20 protein-coding genes are annotated in these 20,648 nt (G+C 59.3%); 7 read left to right on the top strand and 13 right to left on the bottom strand.

Features of this window, described 5'->3' with window-relative positions; translation table 11 throughout:
* Positions 1-52: 52 nt before the first annotated feature.
* The 13 genes from ACA047_RS25805 to fliE all read right to left on the bottom strand — a co-directional run bounded on the left by ACA047_RS25805 (position 53) and on the right by fliE (position 13,051).
* On the bottom strand, positions 53-745 hold the full coding sequence (locus ACA047_RS25805; RefSeq protein WP_497354223.1) for an RNA polymerase sigma factor FliA: 693 nt from the start codon (positions 743-745) through the stop codon (positions 53-55).
* 179 nt (positions 746-924) lie between these two features.
* Entirely contained in the window at positions 925-1,428 is a 504-nt protein-coding gene (locus ACA047_RS25800; RefSeq protein ID WP_497354221.1) for a hypothetical protein, read from the bottom strand.
* The gene (flhF, locus tag ACA047_RS25795) at positions 1,425-3,713 is read right to left on the bottom strand and encodes a flagellar biosynthesis GTPase FlhF (RefSeq protein ID WP_497354219.1); all 2,289 of its coding nucleotides are present in this window, start codon (positions 3,711-3,713) and stop codon (positions 1,425-1,427) included. The genes ACA047_RS25800 and flhF overlap by 4 nt, the downstream gene beginning before the upstream one ends.
* Complete coding sequence (gene flhA, locus ACA047_RS25790; RefSeq protein WP_497354217.1) at positions 3,710-5,803, bottom strand: flagellar biosynthesis protein FlhA; 2,094 nt, start codon at positions 5,801-5,803, stop codon at positions 3,710-3,712. Before flhA ends, flhF begins: the two co-directional genes overlap by 4 nt.
* A complete protein-coding gene (gene flhB / locus ACA047_RS25785; protein WP_497354215.1) occupies positions 5,800-6,969 on the bottom strand; it encodes a flagellar biosynthesis protein FlhB in 1,170 nt (389 codons plus the stop codon). The genes flhA and flhB overlap by 4 nt, the downstream gene beginning before the upstream one ends.
* Before the next feature lie 103 nt (positions 6,970-7,072).
* Positions 7,073-7,975, bottom strand: coding sequence for a flagellar motor protein MotB (gene motB, locus ACA047_RS25780; RefSeq protein ID WP_497354213.1), 903 nt, complete (start codon positions 7,973-7,975; stop codon positions 7,073-7,075).
* Complete coding sequence (motA, locus tag ACA047_RS25775; protein ID WP_497354211.1) at positions 7,972-8,856, bottom strand: flagellar motor stator protein MotA; 885 nt, start codon at positions 8,854-8,856, stop codon at positions 7,972-7,974. Before motA ends, motB begins: the two co-directional genes overlap by 4 nt.
* 240 nt (positions 8,857-9,096) lie before the next feature.
* Entirely contained in the window at positions 9,097-9,663 is a 567-nt protein-coding gene (flhC, locus tag ACA047_RS25770) for a flagellar transcriptional regulator FlhC (RefSeq protein ID WP_497354209.1), read from the bottom strand.
* A 3-nt stretch (positions 9,664-9,666) separates the two neighbouring features.
* Positions 9,667-10,002, bottom strand: coding sequence for a flagellar transcriptional regulator FlhD (flhD, locus tag ACA047_RS25765; protein WP_041475705.1), 336 nt, complete (start codon positions 10,000-10,002; stop codon positions 9,667-9,669).
* 328 nt (positions 10,003-10,330) lie between these two features.
* Complete coding sequence (locus tag ACA047_RS25760) at positions 10,331-10,702, bottom strand: flagellar protein FliT (protein WP_497354207.1); 372 nt, start codon at positions 10,700-10,702, stop codon at positions 10,331-10,333.
* Positions 10,703-10,704: 2 nt separating this feature from the next.
* Complete coding sequence (gene fliS / locus ACA047_RS25755) at positions 10,705-11,106, bottom strand: flagellar export chaperone FliS (RefSeq protein WP_497354205.1); 402 nt, start codon at positions 11,104-11,106, stop codon at positions 10,705-10,707.
* 24 nt (positions 11,107-11,130) lie between these two features.
* Complete coding sequence (fliD, locus tag ACA047_RS25750; RefSeq protein WP_497354203.1) at positions 11,131-12,540, bottom strand: flagellar filament capping protein FliD; 1,410 nt, start codon at positions 12,538-12,540, stop codon at positions 11,131-11,133.
* Positions 12,541-12,730: 190 nt separating this feature from the next.
* Entirely contained in the window at positions 12,731-13,051 is a 321-nt protein-coding gene (gene fliE, locus ACA047_RS25745; protein ID WP_497354201.1) for a flagellar hook-basal body complex protein FliE, read from the bottom strand.
* Between the two features lie 259 nt (positions 13,052-13,310).
* Here fliE and fliF point away from each other — a divergent pair, with 259 nt between their 5' ends.
* The 7 genes from fliF to fliL all read left to right on the top strand — a co-directional run bounded on the left by fliF (position 13,311) and on the right by fliL (position 20,644).
* The gene (gene fliF, locus ACA047_RS25740; protein ID WP_497354199.1) at positions 13,311-15,038 is read left to right on the top strand and encodes a flagellar basal-body MS-ring/collar protein FliF; all 1,728 of its coding nucleotides are present in this window, start codon (positions 13,311-13,313) and stop codon (positions 15,036-15,038) included.
* A complete protein-coding gene (gene fliG / locus ACA047_RS25735) occupies positions 15,035-16,033 on the top strand; it encodes a flagellar motor switch protein FliG (protein ID WP_497354197.1) in 999 nt (332 codons plus the stop codon). The genes fliF and fliG overlap by 4 nt, the downstream gene beginning before the upstream one ends.
* A complete protein-coding gene (locus tag ACA047_RS25730) occupies positions 16,026-16,748 on the top strand; it encodes a FliH/SctL family protein (RefSeq protein ID WP_497354195.1) in 723 nt (240 codons plus the stop codon). Before fliG ends, ACA047_RS25730 begins: the two co-directional genes overlap by 8 nt.
* Complete coding sequence (fliI, locus tag ACA047_RS25725) at positions 16,745-18,133, top strand: flagellar protein export ATPase FliI (RefSeq protein ID WP_497354193.1); 1,389 nt, start codon at positions 16,745-16,747, stop codon at positions 18,131-18,133. Before ACA047_RS25730 ends, fliI begins: the two co-directional genes overlap by 4 nt.
* Before the next feature lie 31 nt (positions 18,134-18,164).
* Positions 18,165-18,635, top strand: coding sequence for a flagellar export protein FliJ (gene fliJ / locus ACA047_RS25720; protein ID WP_497354191.1), 471 nt, complete (start codon positions 18,165-18,167; stop codon positions 18,633-18,635).
* Positions 18,636-18,643: 8 nt separating this feature from the next.
* Positions 18,644-20,047: a flagellar hook-length control protein FliK gene (locus ACA047_RS25715; RefSeq protein ID WP_497354189.1), complete on the top strand. Its 1,404-nt coding sequence runs from the start codon at positions 18,644-18,646 to the stop codon at positions 20,045-20,047.
* Positions 20,048-20,170: 123 nt separating this feature from the next.
* Positions 20,171-20,644, top strand: a complete 474-nt coding sequence (fliL, locus tag ACA047_RS25710; protein ID WP_497354187.1) for a flagellar basal body-associated protein FliL — start codon at positions 20,171-20,173, stop codon at positions 20,642-20,644.
* The last annotated feature ends 4 nt before the right edge of the window (positions 20,645-20,648 follow it).

Raw genomic sequence — 20,648 nt, 5'->3', positions numbered from 1 at the left:
CCGTGCTGGCATGGGAACGTTGCTCAGCCCAATAGGCTGACTTTCATGACCGCTACTCCGCCATGCTCGCGCGCAACCGGGCAATGGCCTGGCTGTGCAACTGACAGACGCGCGACTCGCTCACGCCCAGCACCAGGCCAATCTCCCGCAGGTTGAGTTTTTCGTGGTGGCACAGCGCGAGCAGCAGTCTTTCCCGCTCGGGAAGGGCATCAATGGCGCGCATGAGTTGGGCGCGATTGCGATCATTGACCAGTTCGGCGAAGGGGGTCAGGTGTCGGGAGCTGGTCTCATCGATATGCTCTTCGTTCACATCGTCGATGGGCAGCATCTGGCTGCCGTTGGTATCGCTGAGCACTTGGTGATATTGCGCGAGCGTCAGACCCATCGCAGCAGCGACTTCGCGCTCTTTGGCGGGCCGTCCCAGGCTTTGCTCGACGCGGTGCATGGCGTCTTCCACCGCGCGTGCGTTGCGGCGCACGCTGCGGGGGACCCAGTCGCGGGTGCGCAGTTCGTCGATCATCGCGCCGCGGATACGTTGCGATGCGTAGGTGCCGAACGTAGCCCCCACGTTCAGATCATAGCGAGTCATGGCATCAAGCAAGCCGATGCTGCCGGCTTGAATCAAATCATCCAGTTCGATATTGGCTGGCAGCCGCGTTTTGAGACCTAGTGCTTGCCGTCGGACCAAGGGTAGGTACTGCTGGAGCAATTCCTGCTGGCTCATCTTGCCTTGTGCGGTATACATCGTGCGCGCCTGCGAAAGACAAAAAATGGCAATGAGGCATCCGCACAGTTGGAAGCCGCGTGACGCCTGGAGTCGTGGTATCAGGATTATTACCGCTCCCCCGAGCCCCTTAAGCGTGGAACAGCCACGCGCTACACGACATATTCCCCGCTTAGCCATGGCGAGAAATGGCCAACGGCTCAGTCGTTCACTTCATTGATGAGCAACAGTCGAATCCCGAGATAGCGTTGTGCGGCGTCTTGCAAGTTGCCGAGCAGACCCTGTCGGGAAAAGCCGGGGTGCAGCGCCAGCACATGGTTGGGGCCACCGTGTTCGCTGAGTTGGCGCAAGCTCTGGAACGCTCGACGAAAGGCACCAAGGTCGCTGTCGATCCATATCCCCCAGCGTGGTTGCTGAAGGGTCAGTGCACGCAAATCCAGACGACTGTTTTCCACAGGCTGCACGCGCCAGCGGTTGGGATGGCCGATCCATTGGTGGCCTTGGTGGTGCCAACGCACCAGGGTTTGATGAACCTGGTTTGTCGCCTGCGCGGTGCCGAACAGAATCAATGTGCGATCCGGCGCTGACGGTTTGACGTCATGGACAGCGGTAGTGAAAGGGGCCTTGTTCTGCTCGGCCCAGCGCCGTAGGCCCGCGGCCTGGTCCAGGGTGTGCGCCGCTGACCGGGTGGCCGGGGCACTCATGTGCGGACGCTGGTCTGGGTGTTATTCATGCGCGCGAAGGCATCGTTGACGGTCAGCAAGTGCAGCAAACTTTCAAGGATCCCCGAAGCGTTGCCAGCGCGTTTTCCGGGCAATAGCCCCATCAGTTGTATGCGGGCCTGAAAGGCCCAGTCCTCGCTGGCGTTGGTCAGTCGTACGGCGGTGGCGGCCAGTCCGGCCGCCAGGTACAAGCGCATTTCGGCATGCAGGTGCGGCTCAATGTCGAGCAATAGCGACCAGCCACGCCCTGTGAGCTTCGGCAGTTCGTCATGGGTCAACTGCAAGATCAGGTCGGCCACCTGATCCTTCAACGCCCCAGGTGTATTGCCTCCCACCAGCCACCAGCGTTGTCCCAGGCACTGGCCGCTATGGCTGTCATGCAGGGTACCGAACCAGGCGTGCAAGGGTTCTTGAGTCGAACCCTTGAGCGTGACCGGTAGATGGCTCAGGTTCAGACGCACGCTCCGGCTGCGGTACTTCAGTTCACGCATGCCGAAGTCTTCGCTGTGTGTGGTCAGTGTGCCGAGGTGCCTAAGCTCACCGTGATACATGACCCGCTGGCTGCCTTTGACTGCGCTTAGCCATCTCTGGTCGTTACGGTGCAATGCATCAAGGATTTCCCTGCTCGGGAAGGTGGACCACAGATGACGATGCGCCGGCCAGCGAGGCTGACACCAGCTCAAGCGAGGCAGTGCGCCAATCGGCATTCGGTGTGTCAGCCACGGTCGGGCTTGCAACTGCCCCGCGTTGTCCACCGCCAACAAGGGCATGTTCCAGGTGGCGCCGGCCACCGGGCGCGGCGCCCCCCAAAACAGCAGGCCGTCGGGATGGGCAGGTGCCCAGCGCTCCTGCTCACTCAGGAACGCAGCCCAGCGCTGGTGCAGCGTCGCTTGGGGCAAGCCCATCAGGGGCCAGACATCAAGCAATTGCGCAAAACCTGCGATCCGATTGCTCAGGCTGTCGCGCAATGACGAGATAGCCCGGCTCTGGCCCAATAAACCGCGCACCAGCGCATCCAGTTGTCGGGCCGTCGAGGCACTCGGTTTTGCAGCAAACAGGGACGGGCGCGAGATATCCAGTGTTTGTTGCAGGAAGGCCGAAGCGGCGGGGAGCTGTAAGTCTTCAGGTACTTGCTGGCCGACGGACAGGTAGTTCAGGCGCAGACCGTGGCGAATCACGGTGTCCAGCGCCGGCCCCAGCCGTGCGGCCTCATCGCATTTGCTGATGATGCAATCGTCCAGGCGGCAACCGGCAGCCTGCGCGGCGTCACGGTAGGTTTGCACTACTTCTTCGAGGGTGTCGCCATGGCTGGCCGCGTTGATCACCAGCATCAGGCGCAACGCCAGGCCGCTTGAACCCAGTTGGTTGATTTGCGTCAGCAGGCGCTGGTCGCGCTGACTCATGCCCACGGTGTCGATGATCACCAGTCGCTTGTCGGCCAGTTCGGCGAGCAGCGGATTGAGCTCCGCCGCAGGCCCCGGCGTGTGCAGTTCGACCCCCAGCAGTTGGGCATAGATACGCAGTTGTTCGTGGGCGCCGATACGAAAATTGTCGGTGGTGACCAGGGCGACCTGACTGGCGCCATGACGCATCACATAACGCGCCGCGAGCTTGGCGGTCGTGGTGGTTTTCCCTACCCCGGTTGGCCCCACCAGGGCAATGATGCGCGTGTTGTCGAACAGTTCAGCTTCATCGCCAAGCTGGTTCAATCGGCTGTTGAGTTTTTGCGCAAGCCAGGCTTGCAGCCTTGCCGGTGTGGCGTCCGCCCCCTGTAGCTGGGGCGGCGTCGTGCCGAGTAACTCCTCGCTCAGCGGCCCACTGAAGCCTGCCTCGAGCAGCCATTTGATTAATCGAGGCCGACAGCCCTGGTCGGTGCCCTCTGCCTGGCGATTGATGAGCTGGCGCATGTCCTGGATTTCATTCAGCAGACGCTCACTGAACGCGGCGAAATCCAGGGCGGTTTCTGCTGTGGAGTGTGCTGCAACGGGTCTATCAACAGGCCGTGACGACAGTGTGCTGATCTGGTTGGCGTACGCGGCAGCGGCGTGGTGCGCACTGACCGGCAGCGGACCGTCGTCTGTTTCTGCCGGTTCGCCAAGGCGCGACGGCGCAACGGTCTGTACGTGGGGTTCTTCGGCCAGCGCCATGATTTCGACGCCGTCGTCGGTCATGCGGCTCGACAGGATCAGGGCCTCTTCACCCAAGGCGAGACGAACCTGATTCATGGCCTCGCGGCTGTTGGCACCGATAAATCGTTGAGCGCTCACTTGGGTGTTGCTCCTATCACGTTAATCATGCGAAGCGTTCGGTCATCCGGTACTTCGCTCAGGGAGATCACCGTCAATTGACGCAGGCGGCGCCGCAAGAAACGCGATAACACGGGGCGCAGCTTGTTCGGTACGACCAACACGGGCGGTTCGGTGCTGACCTCCTGGCGCTTGAGGGCCAGTGAGGTCTGTTGCATCAGGTTGTCCGCCAGGCTCGGCTCCAGCGAGCCGCCATTGCCGACCGCCTGCATCAGCACCTGTTCGAGGTTGAAGTCCAGCCCGATGACTTTCAGTTCGGGCTTGTTGGCAAATAGTTGGTTGACGATCGAGCGGCCCAGGGCGATGCGCACAACGGCGGTCAGTTCTTGAACATCCGGTGGTTGTTGCGCGCCGCCATGTTCGGCCAGGGCATCGAGGATGGTGCGCATGTCTCGGATCGAGACGTTTTCTTCCAGCAGGTTCTGCAGCACGCGTTGCAATACCGTCAGCGACACGAGCTTGGGCACGACTTCGTCGATCAGCCCTTTGCTGTCGGGACCGAGTTTGTCCAGAAGCTTCTGGACCTCGCCGCGTCCCAGCATGTCTTTGGCGTGTTGATGCAAGAGATGGTTGAGGTGGGTGGCCGTCACGGTGCTGGCGTCGACCACGGTGTAGCCATAAATCTGCCCGTGTTCACGCAGGTTCGGCTCGATCCAGATGGCTGGTAAACCAAACGCCGGATCCACCGCCGCTGTGCCTTCAAGTTCGTTGGTGACCTTGCCGGGGTTGATGGCCAGCCACTTGCCGGGAAAGATTTCACCGCGTCCGATCTCAACCCCTTTAAGGCTGATGATGTAGGTGTTGGGCGACAACTCAAGCTTGTCGCGCACATGAACCACGGGGGGCAGGAAGCCGACGTCCTGGGCGAATTTTTTGCGCAGGCTTTTGATTCGGGTCACCAACTCGCCTTGCTGGCGCACATCCACCAATGGAATCAGCCGGTGGCCCACGCGCAAACTCAGGGTGTCGACCAGTTGCACATCGTCCCAGGTGGCCTCGGTACTTTGTGATGCCGATTTGGGCAGCAGGGTCTGGATTGAGTTTTCCACGGGGGCGTTCTCCTGCTTGGAAAACCACCAGCCCAGCCCACCGAGCAATCCGGTGAGGATCAGGAACACCAGGTTGGGCATGCCCGGAACCAGCCCGAGCAAGCCCATCACGCCCGCCGTCATCATCAGTACTTTTGGCCGGCTGAACAGCTGGCCCATCATCTGCTGGCCGACGTCTTGTTCGGTATTGACCCGCGAGACCGTGACACCGGCGGCAATGGAAATCACCAGGCCGGGAATCTGCGCCACCAGGCCGTCGCCAATGGTCAGCATGGTGTAAGTGTGGGCGGCGTCGGCGAACGCCATGTCGTGTTGCAGGATACCGATGGCCAGGCCCCCGATGATACAGACCGCCATGATCACCAGCCCGGCCACTGCGTCGCCACGCACGAACTTGCTGGCACCGTCCATGGAACCGAAGAAGTCCGCTTCCTGGGCGACTTCCTTGCGCCGTTGGCGGGCTTGTGGTTCGCCGATCAGGCCGGCGTTCAGGTCGGCATCGATGGCCATCTGTTTACCGGGCATCGAATCCAGGGTAAAGCGTGCGCCGACTTCCGCGATCCGTCCGGCGCCCTTGGTGATCACCATGAAGTTGATGGTGACCAGAATCAGGAACAGTGCCAGACCCACGGCAAAGTTACCGCCCACCAGAAACTCGCCGAAGGCCTCAATGACCTTCCCGGCCGCGTCGGTGCCGGTATGGCCCTCCATCAAGATCACTCGGGTCGAGGCAACGTTGAGTGACAGGCGCAATAAGGTGGTGAATAGCAGTACGGAGGGAAACGCAGAGAAATCCAGCGGTTTCTCCGTGAGCATGCTCACCATCAACACCATGATCGCCAGCGCGATGTTGAAGGTGAACAGCAGATCCAGGATAAACGTCGGCAGCGGCAGGATCATCATCGACAGGATGAGGATGATCAGCACCGGCCCAGTCATGATCTTCAGGTCGGTTCTGGCCAGCCAGGAGTCAGGTCCGAGTAAATCGGTCATGCCTTTCATTCGTTCTGTTCATCCTCAGGTTTGGCATTACGCGGGCCACGCTGGTCCATACCGGGTGGTACGGACAGGTTCACCGGGGTCGGGGGAACGTCACCGCCATGTTCATTGACGCGTTTGAGCCGTATGGCCCAGGCCACGACTTCAGCGACCACGGTGTAAAGCTCAATGGGAATTTCACGATCCAGGTCGACGTGAAAGTAAAGTGCACGGGCCAGCGGCGCGGCTTCGAGCACGGGCAGGTTATGTTCCTGTGCGATTTCTCGAATACGCAGAGCCACGTCATCGGCACCTTTGGCGACGACTCTGGGGGCGCCGTTCTGATCCTTTTGATAGGACAGGGCTACGGCGAAATGGCTGGGGTTGGTGACGATGACGTCGGCCTTGGGCACCTTGCTCATCATGCGTCGCCGAGCGCGGGTCTGTTGCAACTGGCGGATCCGGGCCTTGATGTGCGGGTCGCCGTCGGCGTTCTTGTGTTCCTGACGCTGTTCTTCCTTGGACATGCGCAGGTTCTTGGCGTAGGTCCACAACTGATAAGGTGCATCAATGCCGACGACGATAATCAAGGCTGCCACACACATCACACAGGCCTTGGCGGCTAGCCCCATGACCGCCGTCAGTGCTTGCTGCGCGGGCATCTGCGGTAGGGCCAGCAACTGACCGATGTGTGCTTTGAGGAAGAAGTAGAGCACGGTGCCGATGAGTGTGGCCTTGGCGATGGCTTTTGCCAGCTCAACCAGCACCTGCATGGAAAAAAGCCGCGCCAGTCCGCTCATCGGGTTGACCCTCGAAAACTGCGGTCGTACCGCTGCCAGGGTAATCACCAGTCCTCCCAGTAACGCCGGCGCCGCGAGGGCTGTGAGGGTCATCAGGGCGAAGAATGGCACCAAGGCGAACAGGGCGATCTGGCTCAGTGACCAGATCACACTGAGCATGCGCGCCGTGTCGAACAGTTGTGCACGATCGAACAGCAGCGCCTGCTCCATGACCTGTCCCAGGTTGTCATACAGCTTGCCGCCCATGATCCACAGCCCACCGATGCCGGCCAGCAACATGATGAATGTGTTCATTTCGCGAGAACGTGCGACCTGACCCTGTTCACGGGCCTTCTCTATTCGTCGCGGCGTCGCCGCTTCGGTCTTGTCCTCTCTGCTGGTCTCGGCCATGGCTCTCCAGGCGCCTGCGGCGACCCGCGCGACATGTCAAAGGTCGGTATTGTGCGCAGCAGCAAAGACGCCTGATCGTGCAAACACCACTCACAAACGAGCGCTAATGTCGCGTTTGTTCCGCAGGCGTGCTTGTGGCGGGCTCCGAGGGTTTTGGCTCCGGTGTCTCCAACGGACCATATTCGTCCTGGGACAGAATTTTCTGCGCGGCGCGGCTGTCCAGAACGATGATTTCGATCCGTCGGTTGGAGGCGTCATAGGGACCGGCGCCGTGGAAGCGGATGCGATCGGACATGCCAGAGACACGCAGTAACTTGTCCGAATCCAGGCCGCCGGCGACCAGCTCCTGGCGAGAGGCTTTGGCGCGGTCGGCGGACAAGTCCCAGTTGTTGTAGCCTGTCTCACCGCCCGGATACGGGTGGCTGTCGGTATGCCCGCTGATTTGAATGCGGTTGGGCAGTTCATTGAGCACGGGGGCAAAGGTCTTCAGAAGGTTGCGCAGATAGGGCGCGACGTTGGCGCTTCCCAGTTCGAACATGGGGCGTTTGTCCGTGTCGAGCAACTGCACGCGCAAACCTTCCGGACTCAGCTCGATAGAAATCTGTTGCTTGAGTTCCCTGAGTTGCGGGTCGCGCTCCACTGCACTTTCCAGTCGATGTTTGAGGGATTCCAGATGGCGTCGCTCCTCGCCGGACAAGCGTTCGGGACGCTGGTCCATGCGTGCCCGCTCGCCCTGGGAGAAACGTGGGTCGGGGCCTCCGCCGGGAATTGCGCTGGTGCTCGCGGAGTTGCGATCGCCCTTGCTCATGGCGACCAGCAACGGCGTACTGAAGTATTCGGCAATCGCGTCCTTATCGCTTTTGCTGGCGTTGGACAGTACCCACAACACCAGAAACAACGCCATCAGCGCGGTCATGAAGTCGGCAAAGGCAATTTTCCAGGCCCCGCCATGGTGCCCGCGAGCGGCCTTTTTCTTGCGCCGGATGATGATCGGTTGATCACTCATACTTTTTCGATTCCAAGCGGGGCGCTGGCACCGCCTCCACGCACGTAGCTTTCCAGCTCCAGCGCGCTGGGTCTTTCGCTGGTGTGCAGGGCCTTGCGACCGAACTCCACTGCCAGTTGCGGCGGCATCCCTTGCAGGCTCGCCAACAGTGTGACGCGAATGCACTGCAGCATCTTGACGGACTCGGCGGCCTGTCGATCGATACGACTGGCCAGTGGCGCAACCACGCCGTAGGCCAGGTAAATACCGAGGAAGGTGCCGACCAGTGCGTGAGCGATCATCTGCCCCATCAATTCCGGGCCAACGTCGACCGAGCTCAAGGCTTTGACCACCCCCATGACCGCCGCGACGATACCGAAGGCCGGTAATGCATCGCTGACTTTGTACAAGGCGTCGGAGGGCAAATGAGTTTCGTGCTCGAACTCTTCAATCTCGTGCAGCATCAGTTCGTCGAGCTCGTGGGTCTGCATCGCGCTGCTGATTAACAGGCGCAGGTAATCGGTGATGAAATTGATGATCATCGGATCGGTGACCAGCCGTGGATACTGGGAAAAAACCACGCTCTGGCCGGGGTCGTCGATATCCCGTTCCAGGGCAAGCATGCCTTCACGTCGAGCTTTGCTCAGCAAGGCATACATCAGTGCCATCAGCTCCATGTACAACGCCTTGTCGTACTTGACGCTGCGCTTGAATCGCGAGACTGCGCTGAGCGTGGCTCTGATCGCCTTGCCGTTATTGGCGGCGATGAACGCCCCGATACCGGCCCCTCCAATCATCAGCAGCTCGGTGGGTTGATACAGTGGGCCCAGGCTGCCACCGGACAGGACGAAGCCACCGAACACCGACAAAAGTACAACGGTAAGTCCTAATGCGATGAGCACGTGGTCGTTCCTTTAATTTCAAGAAATAGATGACCTGCGGAATATCGGCAGGGATATCCGGAACTTGAAATTATTTTATTTTGGTGTGAGGTGGGGTGGTTGGCCGTGCATAAGTACCGCACAGGCGAAATCCTGCAGTGTGTAGAGGCGGTCGGCGATAAAGGGGTAAACCCGATCTGTCAGGGTTTACCCACTCCATTCACTCGCGATGGGGGGCTCTTCAGGTGTTGATTTTTTGTTTTACGCCTTGCGTACGGGGGGCAGGCTATCGTGCAGCTGGGCATCAATGACTCGGCGCTTCAAGGTTTTGCCTGCGCGTGATGGCGGTTGGCAAATGCCGCAGACGTAGTGTTGCACTGGCGCGTGAGAGTGGGCGACGAACTCGCCCGAACAGCACGAACAGCGGATCAGCTCAAGCATGTCGCTTTCAAAAAAACGTACAAGGGTCCAGGCGCGAGTCAGGCCGAGCACCAGTTCCCCTTCTTGATCGCCGACCTGTTCCAGATAGAGGCGATAGGCTTTGACGAACGCATCGATCCGGTATCCGCCAATTTCGATCATGCTGCGATACATGCCGTAGAACAGGGATGAGTGAATATTCGGCAGCCACGTCACGAACCAGTCGGTTGAGAAGGGCAGCATGCCCTTCGGCGGGGAGGCTCCTCGAACTTCTTTGTACAGTCGGATAAGGCGTCCTCGGCTGAGCGAGGTCTCGGTTTCCAGCACCTGCAGTCGTGCGCCCAGCTCAATCAGTTCGATTGCCAGTTGCACTTGCTGCATTTCGGTGACCAGGCTTTTTTCTGACATGGATCAGCCTTCCCCGAACTGTATATCCCCTGAGCGATCTGCGGCGGCCATCAGCAGAGCTGAATGAATTTCCACCATGCCCAGTTCGCGGGAGTTGCCCAAGACTTTGGATAATCGATCGGTCTCTTCGAAGACGGGGCGGCAAATCAATTGATTGACCCGGGCCAGCTGGGTCATTTGCTTGCTGCTCAGTTTAGTTAGCAGATCCGCCATTTTTTCGCTGAGTTTCAGGCGAAAGATGGCCACGTCTCGATCTTTGCGCAACAGATTTTGGGCCAGTAACAAATATGAAAGATTCATATCCTGGATGTCTTCAAGCTCTGTGTTGGCATTTGGCAATTTCTACCCCTCCCCATGGATGCTACTAGTGTGGGCACACTTCGACGGTGTGCCCTCCGGCAGACAAGTGTCAAAAAAACGACAAGTATTAAGAAGTTTTGCTTTGCCCTTTCTAGGACTAAGTTATTTATGGTTTTTTTGGCGATTCACACGCTCGACCTTGCTCAGAAGTCGTGAATACTATTTTTAATTTTTTCTAAAGTGTTAACTGGAACGTACGATAACAGACCGGGGCAGACTATTTGTTGTCTATTTTCACGTTTTCTTCGTACTTAATGGATGGTTCCATACAAATGTGTCTCGATTTAATCCTGCTTGTACGGTGTTTTTATTTTTTGTGATACAAATAGTGGCTCATTGGTATTACGCTATTGGACGATGCCCGGTATGCGTTGTTCAAGTCGCTCTTTCGACGATTGATTTGCATGAGTTGACCCAAATCATTCTGGCGCGCATGCAAGAACGAGTTTACTTGTCCATCTAATTCTATTATCTGGCTCACGAGTTCAAGTTTTCGTTGCTGGCCGGCATCGTCAAGTTCGGCTTGACCCTCAGCGCGGCGTAAATAGGCCGCATCGATCAGGCCTTGGGACTTTAAGGTGAAGATGCCATCCCAGTCGGCCCGCTCTGCGCATTCGAGGATGCGTCGGGATTGTTCAAGTAGTTGCTCGTAAGCGGCGATCAATTGTGCTTGTATCATGTCTACCGCTCTTCCTCGATGTGCGAACCAATGGCTAGCCAGGCGGCGGCGACATTGTTCAGCAAGTCGGCGGCCGTGGTGAGAGCTGTTTCATCATTGTTGAGATTTGCTCGAAGCAGTACGCGAACGACGTAGTCGTAAAGTTGGTCAAGTTGCACAGCAATGTCGCCTCCTTGCTCCAGATCCAGTGAGGCGCGCAGCCCCTGGCTGACAATGTTGATTGCTTTGGTAATGGCGTTACCTTTTTCAGCGATGTTACCGGCCTGCAGGTGTAGGCGTGCAAGACGAATAGACGTCTGGTAGCTGTCGAACAGCATCACGATTCTTTGGTGAGGGGAGGCCGCCAAAATGCCGCTTTCCACGCCCACCTTGGCGTAAGCATTCGCGTCTCGAATGGAACTCATCTAATTTGCTCCGCAGTAGTGTCATCAGTCATCGCTATTAAGTGAGTCAAACTGGGTCGTCAGGTATTCAGACGTCGAGTTCAGCTCCGATATCAAGGTGTCGAGCTGGGTGAACTCTTCTGTCCAGCGAGCCATTTCGGAGTCGATGAGCGCCTGTTTCTCTTCATAGCGCTCTTCCAGTTGTACGAGTTTGGATTCCAGGCTGTCGGTTTTGGCGACGATCAAACCCTTGTCTTCGTCCAGATAGTTGTCCAGGTCCGTCGACATCTGGGTAATAAAGCCCGCGGTGTCGTCGGTGCCGATAAAAAATTGCGAAACAGCGTCCGCGTCGTCTTCGAGTGCGCTCGTCAGCGCGTCTTCGTCGATCAGCAAGGTGCCATCGACTTCCAGGGAAATACCCAGCTGCGACAGGTAACTATAAGTCCCGCTGCCGATAGCGCTGTAGAGATCGCTGCTCAACTCACTGCTGATTCGCCGGGTGGTTGAGTCTCCCAGCAGCTCACCTGCCGTATCCGTGGTTGAGTCATACGAGGTCAACTCATCCACTGTCGTGACGTAATCGTTGTAGGCATCGACGAACGCGGTAATGGCTTCGAGGATCGCGTCGGTGTCTTGAGCAATCGTCAGGGTTTGAGAGCTGCCGGTGGTGGACAGGCTCAGGGTGACCCCTTGCAAGGCATCTTCGACGGTGTTGCTTTGGCTGCTGATGGCGATGCCGTTGATCGTGAGTTCGGCGTCCAGGGCTTCGACCGTCTCGGTCATGTTGCCTGTGGTGCCGTCGTAGCCGAACAGGCTTGATGCCTCATCGGTGCTGTCCGTAGCGCTGTAGGTCACGGTCATTTCGGACTCGGTCCCCGTGTTGTCTGATGTCAGCACCAGGCGATAGGGGGTGTTGCTGCCGTCACTGACGATTGAGGCGGTGACGCCGGCATCGGCCGCGTTGATTGCATCGCGGATGCCCTCCAGGGTGTTGTTACTGCTGTCGAGGGTGATCGAGACCGCATCTTGCGTACCGACTTGCAGTGTCAGCGTGCCGGTGCCCAGTGCGGTGGTCTTGCTTGCAACGCCATCGGCGGTGAGGCTTTGTGCCTGGGCCAGTTGTGTCACTTGCAGCGTATAGGTGCCGGCCTCGGCTTCACTGGTGGTTGCCGCCGTCACTCCGCTGCCCGACAGGGTCGTGGTCACAGACTCATAAAGGCTCTCGTCGGCCAGGGCTTCGACCGCTGTTTGCAGGGTGGTCAGGGCACTGGTCAACGTGCCATATGCCGATATTTCGGCATCCACCGACTCCTCTTGTGCGGTGATCGGATCCAGCAGGCTGGCTACTTTTGACTCTTCCAGGCTTTCCAGGATGCTGTCCAGATCCAGTCCGGAACCGACGCCCAGGGAAGTGACGGATGCGGTGGAGCTGCTGGTGGAGGTGGTCGTTGCCATAAGGGTGTCCGTCCTGATTTGTGCCCGGCTTTGCTCGTTTGGGCAAGATGTTGTGTTCACCCTCAAGGAGGGCGCTCGAACGCAACATCGGCAATCGGCAATACCGACTTTAGGGTTCGCTCACCTTTTCAGCCATTTCATCAATAAAGGTGTCGAGCGTCGTGCTCCGCCCCTCTGCGCAACAGTATGTTCAGACCTGCATGCTCATCACGTCCTTGTAAGCCGTGAGCAAGCGGTTGCGCACTTGCACGCCCATCTGGAACGCAATGCTGGCCTTCTGCGAGTCGGCCATCACATCACTGAGCGAAACCGCGGCGCTGCCCGCCTGAAAGGCATTGGACTGGCTGCTGGCGGTTTGTTGGAGTTGATTGATGCGTTGCAGCGAAGCCTGCAGTTCTCCTGCGAACCCACTGGCCGACCCGCTGCTGACGCTACGGGTGCTCACGCCTTCGGCCTGCTCGGCAAGGCTTGTCAGTTGTTGCAAGGCATTGGTAAGGGCGGACGAATTCATGGCGCAAGACCTGTGTGCAGCGATTAGGCCAGCAGATTAGCAAGCCTGCACACGTGCACATTCGCCCAATTGACTACAAAACTGACGGCTTTTCCGGCCTTTAGCTTTTGGCATTTTCGCCAGAATGAAGTTCTGCCAGCCGTCCCGATTTCCTGCGGCGCCCATGGGTGTTGCTGAAGCAGGAGGCTGTTCGACTACTACTGCTACCGGACTCCGCAATGTCTTTCGTACAGGCCCTATCCTCGCTATCGAGGTGTTCGTGAGTACCGCAGTCCTGGCCAAAGGCGCGCAAAAAAACATTCCGGTCAGTGTTCCGGCCAGACCGTTGGAAGCGTTGTCGACCCTGTTTCGCAGCCAGCCGCTGTTGCCCTTGTTGTTGGCAGGTGCGGCGGTCATCGCGATTGTGGTGGCCTTGCTGCTGTGGGCACGAGAACCGGAGTATCGCGTGCTTTTTTCCAGCCTCAGCGAGGCGGACGGCGGGCAAATCATTGGCGAGCTGGACAAGCGCGGCATTCCTTATCGTCTCGGCGAAGGTGGCAACACCATCATGGTTCCCAGCGACAAGATGAACGCATTGCGCCTGCAATTGGCCGAGCAAGGCTTGCCCAAGGGCGGCAGCATCGGTTTCGAGTTGCTGGACAAGCAGGCGTTCGGCGTCAGTCAGTTTGCCGAGCATTTGAACTATCAGCGAGGCCTTGAAGGCGAGCTGTCACGCACCATTGAGTCCCTGGGGCCGGTGGCCAAGGCGCGTGTTCATCTGGTCATGGCCAAGCAGTCGGTGTTTGTTCGCGACCGCGAAGCGGCGCGCGCGTCTGTCGTGTTGACGCTGCAGCCTGGTCGGGAATTGGGCCAGAGTCAGGCCAACGCGATTGTGCATCTGGTGACCTCCAGCGTGCCGGAGCTCAACGTTGATGCCGTTACCGTGGTTGACCAGAACGGTCGCCTGTTGTCGCAGACCCACAGCGATAACTCCGGCCTTGATGGATCGCAGCTTAGCTATGTGCGTGAAGTCGAGCGCTCCTACCAGCGCCGCATCGAAGACATCCTGACGCCTTTGCTGGGCAATCAGAACGTTCACGCGCAGGTGGTCGCCCAGATCGATTTCTCCAGTCGTGAAAGCACCGCCGAGCGTTACGCGCCCAATCAGGACCCCAACGAGGCCGCGGTGCGCAGTAAACAGACCTCCGAGCATGTGCTGGAGGAGGATGGCGCGGGACGGGGCGTTCCTGGAGCGCTGACCAACACGCCGCCCAATACCCCTGCGCCGACGCGTGCCACAGCGCCAACACCCGCCGCCAACGCCACGCCGCAGACAACCGCCAACACGGCGAACGCAGCCGACGCCCAGAGCGGCAAGTCGCTGCAAAGCGAGCGCATGATCAACTACGAAGTCGACCGTAACGTCGAGCACGTCAAGTCGGGGCTGGGCAACATCCAGCGTCTGACGACGGCAGTCGTGGTCAACTATCGCACTGTGCTTAAGGACGGCACGCCGACGCCAGAGCCGTTGAGCAAGGAAGAGCTGGAGAACATCAACAACTTGGTGCGCCAGGCCATGGGCTTCACCGAAAGTCGTGGCGATGCACTGCAAGTGATCAACAGCCCGTTTGTGGAGACCGACACCGTCGTGGCCGAGCAGGCCTGGTGGAAAACCCCAGAGGCCTACAACCTGCTGATGAGTGCGATGCGCTATGTGCTGGTCGCCTTTGCCGCGCTAACGCTGTGGTGGCTGGTGCTCAGACCGATGCAACGGCGCAATGCCGATCTGAACCGACGCCCCTTGGCGGATCTGTCTGAGCCGGGCACCGCCCTCGTGCCGACGGCCAAGGGCACCGCTGTCATGGTCGCCAACCAGGAGAATTCGCCGCAAACCCTGCCACGCAAATCGGCCGTGTATGAGCAGAACATGCAGAGCTTGCAGCAGATTGCTGCCGAAGACCCGAGACTGGTCGCCATGATCGTGCGCGGATGGATGAAAAAAGAATGACTAACAAGATGAGCGGGTCTCGCCGCAGTGCGATTTTGCTGTTGTCGCTCGATGCCGACAGCGCGGCCGAAGTGTTCAAGTTCCTGCCGAGCACGGATGTCGAAGCCATCAGTATGGAGATGGCACGCCTGAGCCAGGTGTCCCATGATGAAATGCGTCAGGTGCTGGAAGAGTTCATGGACGAGACCGATCAATACGCTGCCGTCAATATCCAGACCAGCGATCATATCCGTGCGGTATTGACCAAGGCTCTGGGCAGCGAGCGCGCGGCCAGCCTGATCGACGATATCCTGGAGAGTACCAACACCGGGTCCGGCATCGACAAGCTGAACCTGATGGAAGCCTCGATGGTTGCCGAGATGATTCGTGACGAGCACCCGCAGATCATCGCGACCATCCTGGTGCATCTGGAGCGTCCTCAGGCCTCCGACATCCTTCAACTGCTGCCCGACCGCCTGCGCAACGACATCATTCTGCGCATTGCGACCTTCAGCGGCGTGCAGCCGGTAGCGTTGCAGGAGTTGACGGAAGTGCTGGGCGTCATGCTCGACGGGCAAAGCCTCAAGCGCAGCAAAATGGGCGGCGTAAGAACGGCGGCGGAAATCCTCAACCTGATGAGCTCTGCGCACGAAGAGTTGGCCATCGAAACCGTGCGTCAGCACAACGAAGACCTGGCGCAGAAGATCCTCGACGAGATGTTCCTGTTCGAGAACCTTATCGAGGTGGACGATCGCGGCATCCAGTTGCTGCTTCAGCAGGTCGAAAACAACTCGTTGGCGGTTGCCCTCAAGGGTGCACCACCGGCCTTGCTCGAGCGCTTCCTCAACAACATGTCACAACGTGCCGCGCAATTGTTCCGTGAAGACATGGAAGCGCGCGGACCGATCCGCATGTCGCAGATTGAGTCTGAACAAAAAAACATTTTGCAGGTGGTTCGACGTTTGTCCGACAGCGGCGAAATTGTGACGGCCCGCGGTAATGACGCTTATGTCTGAGTTCTCTGGCGTACCGGACAGTGACCGCTGGCAAACCTGGCAGATGGATCCGCTGGGCAGCAATGAATTACCGGCCCATGATCCGCAGATTGGTCATCGGGAGCTGCTGCGCAAGCAAGCCTTTGCACACAAGCTGGAAATGCAGGTGCTGCGCGAAAAAACCGTCAGCGAGGCGCAGCAGGTCGGTCATGCCCAAGGGCTGGAACAGGGTTATGCGCAAGGCCTGATCGAAGGTCGCCAGGCCGCGGCGGTGGAGTTGCAACAGCAGGTTCTACAGACTTTGCAGCCGTTGTTGGAGCTGTGCCAGAACTTCGATCAGGCGCTCAAGCAGATGGATACGCACATTGCTCGTCAGTTGACCCGGATTGCGCTTGATGCCGCCCAGCAACTGGCAGGAGAGGCCCTGACCGCTCAGCCGGAACAGGTGATCGCCATTGTGCAGAAAATGCTCAACGGCGACCCCGAGCTGACCGGTAAGCCTCGCCTGTGGTTGAACCCGGATGATTTGCAGTTGGTTCATAGCAGCCTTGGCGAACAGATTGATGCGGCAGGTTGGGCCTTGCACGCCGACACGGCGATATTGCCGGGCGGTTGTCGAGTGGTCAGCGCCAGCGGTGAGTTGGACGCCACGCGCCAGTCACGCCTGGGGATGTTGAGTCGCAGCACCGAGCGGGTGCTGGATGACGCCGTGGCGATCCTCGGCGAGCAGCCATGATCCCGGGCAATCTGCATCTTGAGCGCTGGAGCGGCGTGCTGGATGCTTTTCAGGGAGAGCAACTGCGGGTTGCGGACTACCTGCGCAGCGGGCGGATTACCCGCGCCACCGGTATGGTGCTTGAGGCCGTGGGCTTGCGCCTGCCGTTGGGGGGTGCCTGTCGCATCGAATTGGCCGCGCAAAGTCGCGTCCGTGCACACCCCGTTTATGCCGAAGCCGAAGTGGTCGGTTTTGCCGGTGAAATCCTCTACCTGATGCCATTGGCAGAGATCCACGGGTTGCAAGCTGGCGCGAGGGTGTTTGCCGATGACTGTCTGGATGGCACGGCGGGTGCTCGCTATTTTCCGCTGGGTATGTCGCTGCTCGGTCGGGTGCTGGACAGCAGTGGGCAGCCCCTGGATGGTCGCGGGCCGCTGCTCGGTGCCCATCACGCCAGCCTGCACACTCAGCCGCTCAACCCCCTCAAGCGCGCACCGATCGACCGTCAGATCGATGTCGGCATCCGCGCCATCAATGCCTTGCTGTGTGTCGGTCGTGGCCAGCGCCTGGGCTTGTTTGCCGGGTCCGGCGTCGGCAAGTCGGTGTTGCTCGGCATGATGGCCCGCTACACCCAGGCCGATGTCATCGTGGTTGGGCTGATCGGCGAGCGGGGCAGGGAGGTGCAGGATTTCATCGATAACATCCTGGGCGAAGACGGTTTACGCCGTTCGGTGGTCGTCGCCGCCCCGGCCGACACGTCGCCGCTGCAACGTTTGCAAGGGGCGGTGTACGCGACGCGCCTGGCCGAGGATTTTCGCGATCAGGGCAAGGATGTCCTGTTGATCATGGACTCGTTGACCCGCTACGCCATGGCCCAGCGTGAAATTGCATTGGCCGTGGGTGAACCCCCGGCGACCAAGGGGTACCCGCCGTCAGTGTTTGCCAAACTGCCGAAGCTCGTTGAGCGCACCGGTAATGGTCCACCCGGTGGTGGATCGATCACGGCGTTTTATACGGTGCTCAGCGAGGGCGACGATCAGCAGGACCCGATTGCCGATGCGGCGCGGGCGATTCTGGATGGGCACATCGTGCTGTCCCGTCACCTGGCCGAAAGCGGGCATTACCCGGCCATCGATATCGAAGCGTCAATCAGTCGGGCGATGACCGCCATCGTCAGTGAGTCGCAACAGCGCAAGGCGCAACAACTCAAGCAGACGTTGTCACGTTACCAGCGCAACCGTGACTTGATCAGCGTCGGCGCCTATGCACCGGGGCACGATGCCCAACTCGACCGCGCCGTTGGCTTGTACCCGCATATCGAGCGATTTCTGCAGCAGCGCATCAATGATCGCGCCAGCGTGGAAGAGACCCAGTCGGGGCTCAACCTTTTGTTTCCTGGCAAATGACCCTTTTCTTGTCCCTGGCGAGTAATCACCGATGGCTAATCAATCCCTTGACCTGCTTATCGAACTGACCAGTAAAGCGCGGGACGTCGCGGCGCGAGCATTGGCGCAGAGCCGTAACGCCGAACAACAGGTGATCAACCAACTGCGCACATTGGATGAGTACCAACAGGAATACCGGCAGAACCTGCAACGGGAACTGCTCAAGGAAGGTATGAGTCCTTCGGCGCTCACCAATTACCGTGGCTTTCTCCTTTCGCTGGAGGATGCCGTCGATCGTGCGCAAAAAAGCCTGGAGCGCCATCGCAAGCAGGTGGCCCAGCACCAAATGACTTGGCTGGCGCAATGGCAGAAGGTCAGCGCCATTGAAGCACTCTTGAGTCGTCGGGCTCAGCAGCAACGGCTGCTGGACGGGCGAGTCGAGCAGCGGCAAAGCGATGAAATGGCCAGCCAGTTGCGCCGGCGCTTCGACAGTTTTTCGACCTCCATCGATAGACGTTTCTAGGGAACACCATGGACATCATTGCTTCGTTCGCCTCATCGTCCGCTGCATCGACTCAGGCCAGCGTCACAAACCTGCCTCAGGGCACGACTGTCGAGTCGTTCTCGTCGGTGTTGAGTCAAGTGAGTGAGGCCGCGCCGGGCAATGACTCAGCCGCCCCGACCGCTTCGACCGATGACAGCAACGCTCAGGTGGACACGTTGGCGTCAGCGCCGGGTACAGCGACCTCGGCCTCCACACCCTCGGCGGTCAGCCGTGCTGTGGATGCAGCGCCCAGTGAGCCGGTTGCTGGCGATGAGGCTGATCGCTTGACGACGGTGCCGGGCCCAGGGATGGCGGATGCCGTTCTCGAGCCAGTCGAGCAACCTGAGCAGGAGCTATCGACACCTTCCACGGCTCAACTGAGTCAGCAGGCGGCTGCTCTGTCTACTGACCAGGATGCGACACTCACGCAGGACAATTCAGGCTTGGATCTCTACGCCACGGCAGACGCTCTTGTCGAAGACGCCGAGCCGGATGCCTTGGACGGCACGAGTGATCGCGACAATTCGCTGGAAGATATTCGTCAGCGCATGGATCTGATTGAAAGTGCCGGCCAGCTTGATCCGACGTTGTTGGTCGTTGCCCCGGCGGTGCCTCTGCAAGTACCTGCCGCCGCCAGCCAGGGTGCTGTGTCGGTGGATTCCGAGGCGTTGGTCAGCGCCAACACAAACCTGCAGGCCTCGAGCCTGAAGCCTGTAGAGCCCGAGTCTGACACCTACCAGGACACGCCAGCGGCGTTGGATGGGCAAAGCACGGTGTCGGCACTGGACGGACAGGCTGCCAATGCCGTGCAAGAACTGCACAAGCAAAGTGACAATACATCGACCCATAGCCAGGCCGATGGCGCAGTCAGCAGCGATGTTCCAAACGGTTTCAACCTCGCATCGTTGACCGTGAGCAACGTCGGCCTGAGCAGCTCCGCCAACGTCGTCAGCAATGGCCTGGTTCTCTCGGCCGCTATGGGTACTGCCGATTGGCAGAACGGCTTGGGGCAACAGATGATCGACATGATCACTCGCGGCGATCAACAGGTTGACTTGAGGCTCAACCCCTCTGAACTCGGCCCGCTGTCGATCAGCCTCAATCTCAGTGATGGCAACACTGAGGCGCAGTTCCAGTCGGCGCATGCGTCGGTGCGTACGGCGGTGGAGCAGGCATTGCCACAGTTGCGAGAAGCCCTCGCTTCCCAGGGTATTTCATTGGGCCAGGCCTCGGTCAGCGATCAGTCCTCGCGCCAGGCGTCGGGCGATCAGGCTCAGCGCGATTCGTCGGGCGGCGCCGCGATGAGCCGCACGGATTCAGCGCCGGACGTGGATGAGGCACCGGTGCAGAGCGTTGCCGTGCGCAGTTCGGGCGTCGATCTGTACGTCTGAATAGCAAATCAAAACAGCAAGATACCGCCGTTAGCCTGGTCTTATTGCCTCATGGGAAGACCAGGGAGATGGTCATACTTAAGCCCTGCCTAACGGTTCTCCTTCTTTCCATGGTTCCAGCAAATGACCTCCATCCGCAAAACACCTTGGCTCTGGATTATGTTGTTGGCGTTGGTCGCTGCCGCCGCCAGCTCCGGCGCCATGTACGTTTTCATGAGCCAGGCCAAGGCCCCTGTCGACAAGGCGGTGAAGGTTGAAGCCGTCGAGACGAAACCCCAGGCACCGCGGCTGGTCACCCTTGCGCCGATGACGGTCAATCTTCAAAACGAGCGCAATGAGCAAAGCCTGTTGTATGTGGGCTTCGCCCTGGAAGTGGGAAATGACGCAACACAGACACTTGTGCAGCAGTACATGCCGCAGATTCGCAGCCAGCTTTTGACTCTGTTGAGCGGGCAGGACAGCACGCAGCTGGCCACCCCTCAGGGCAAAGAACTCCTCGCTGCCAAAATTCTTGAAATGCTCAAACAGTCCCTGACGGCACAGCAGCCTGAGCTCTCGGTGCTCAACGTTCTGTACACCGACTTTATCGTGCAGTAACCCC

The organism is Pseudomonas sp. LBUM1664 (genome assembly GCF_059695895.1).
The sequence above is the reverse complement of the archived record's forward strand: the minus strand, read 5'-3'. Positions and strand labels throughout refer to the sequence as shown.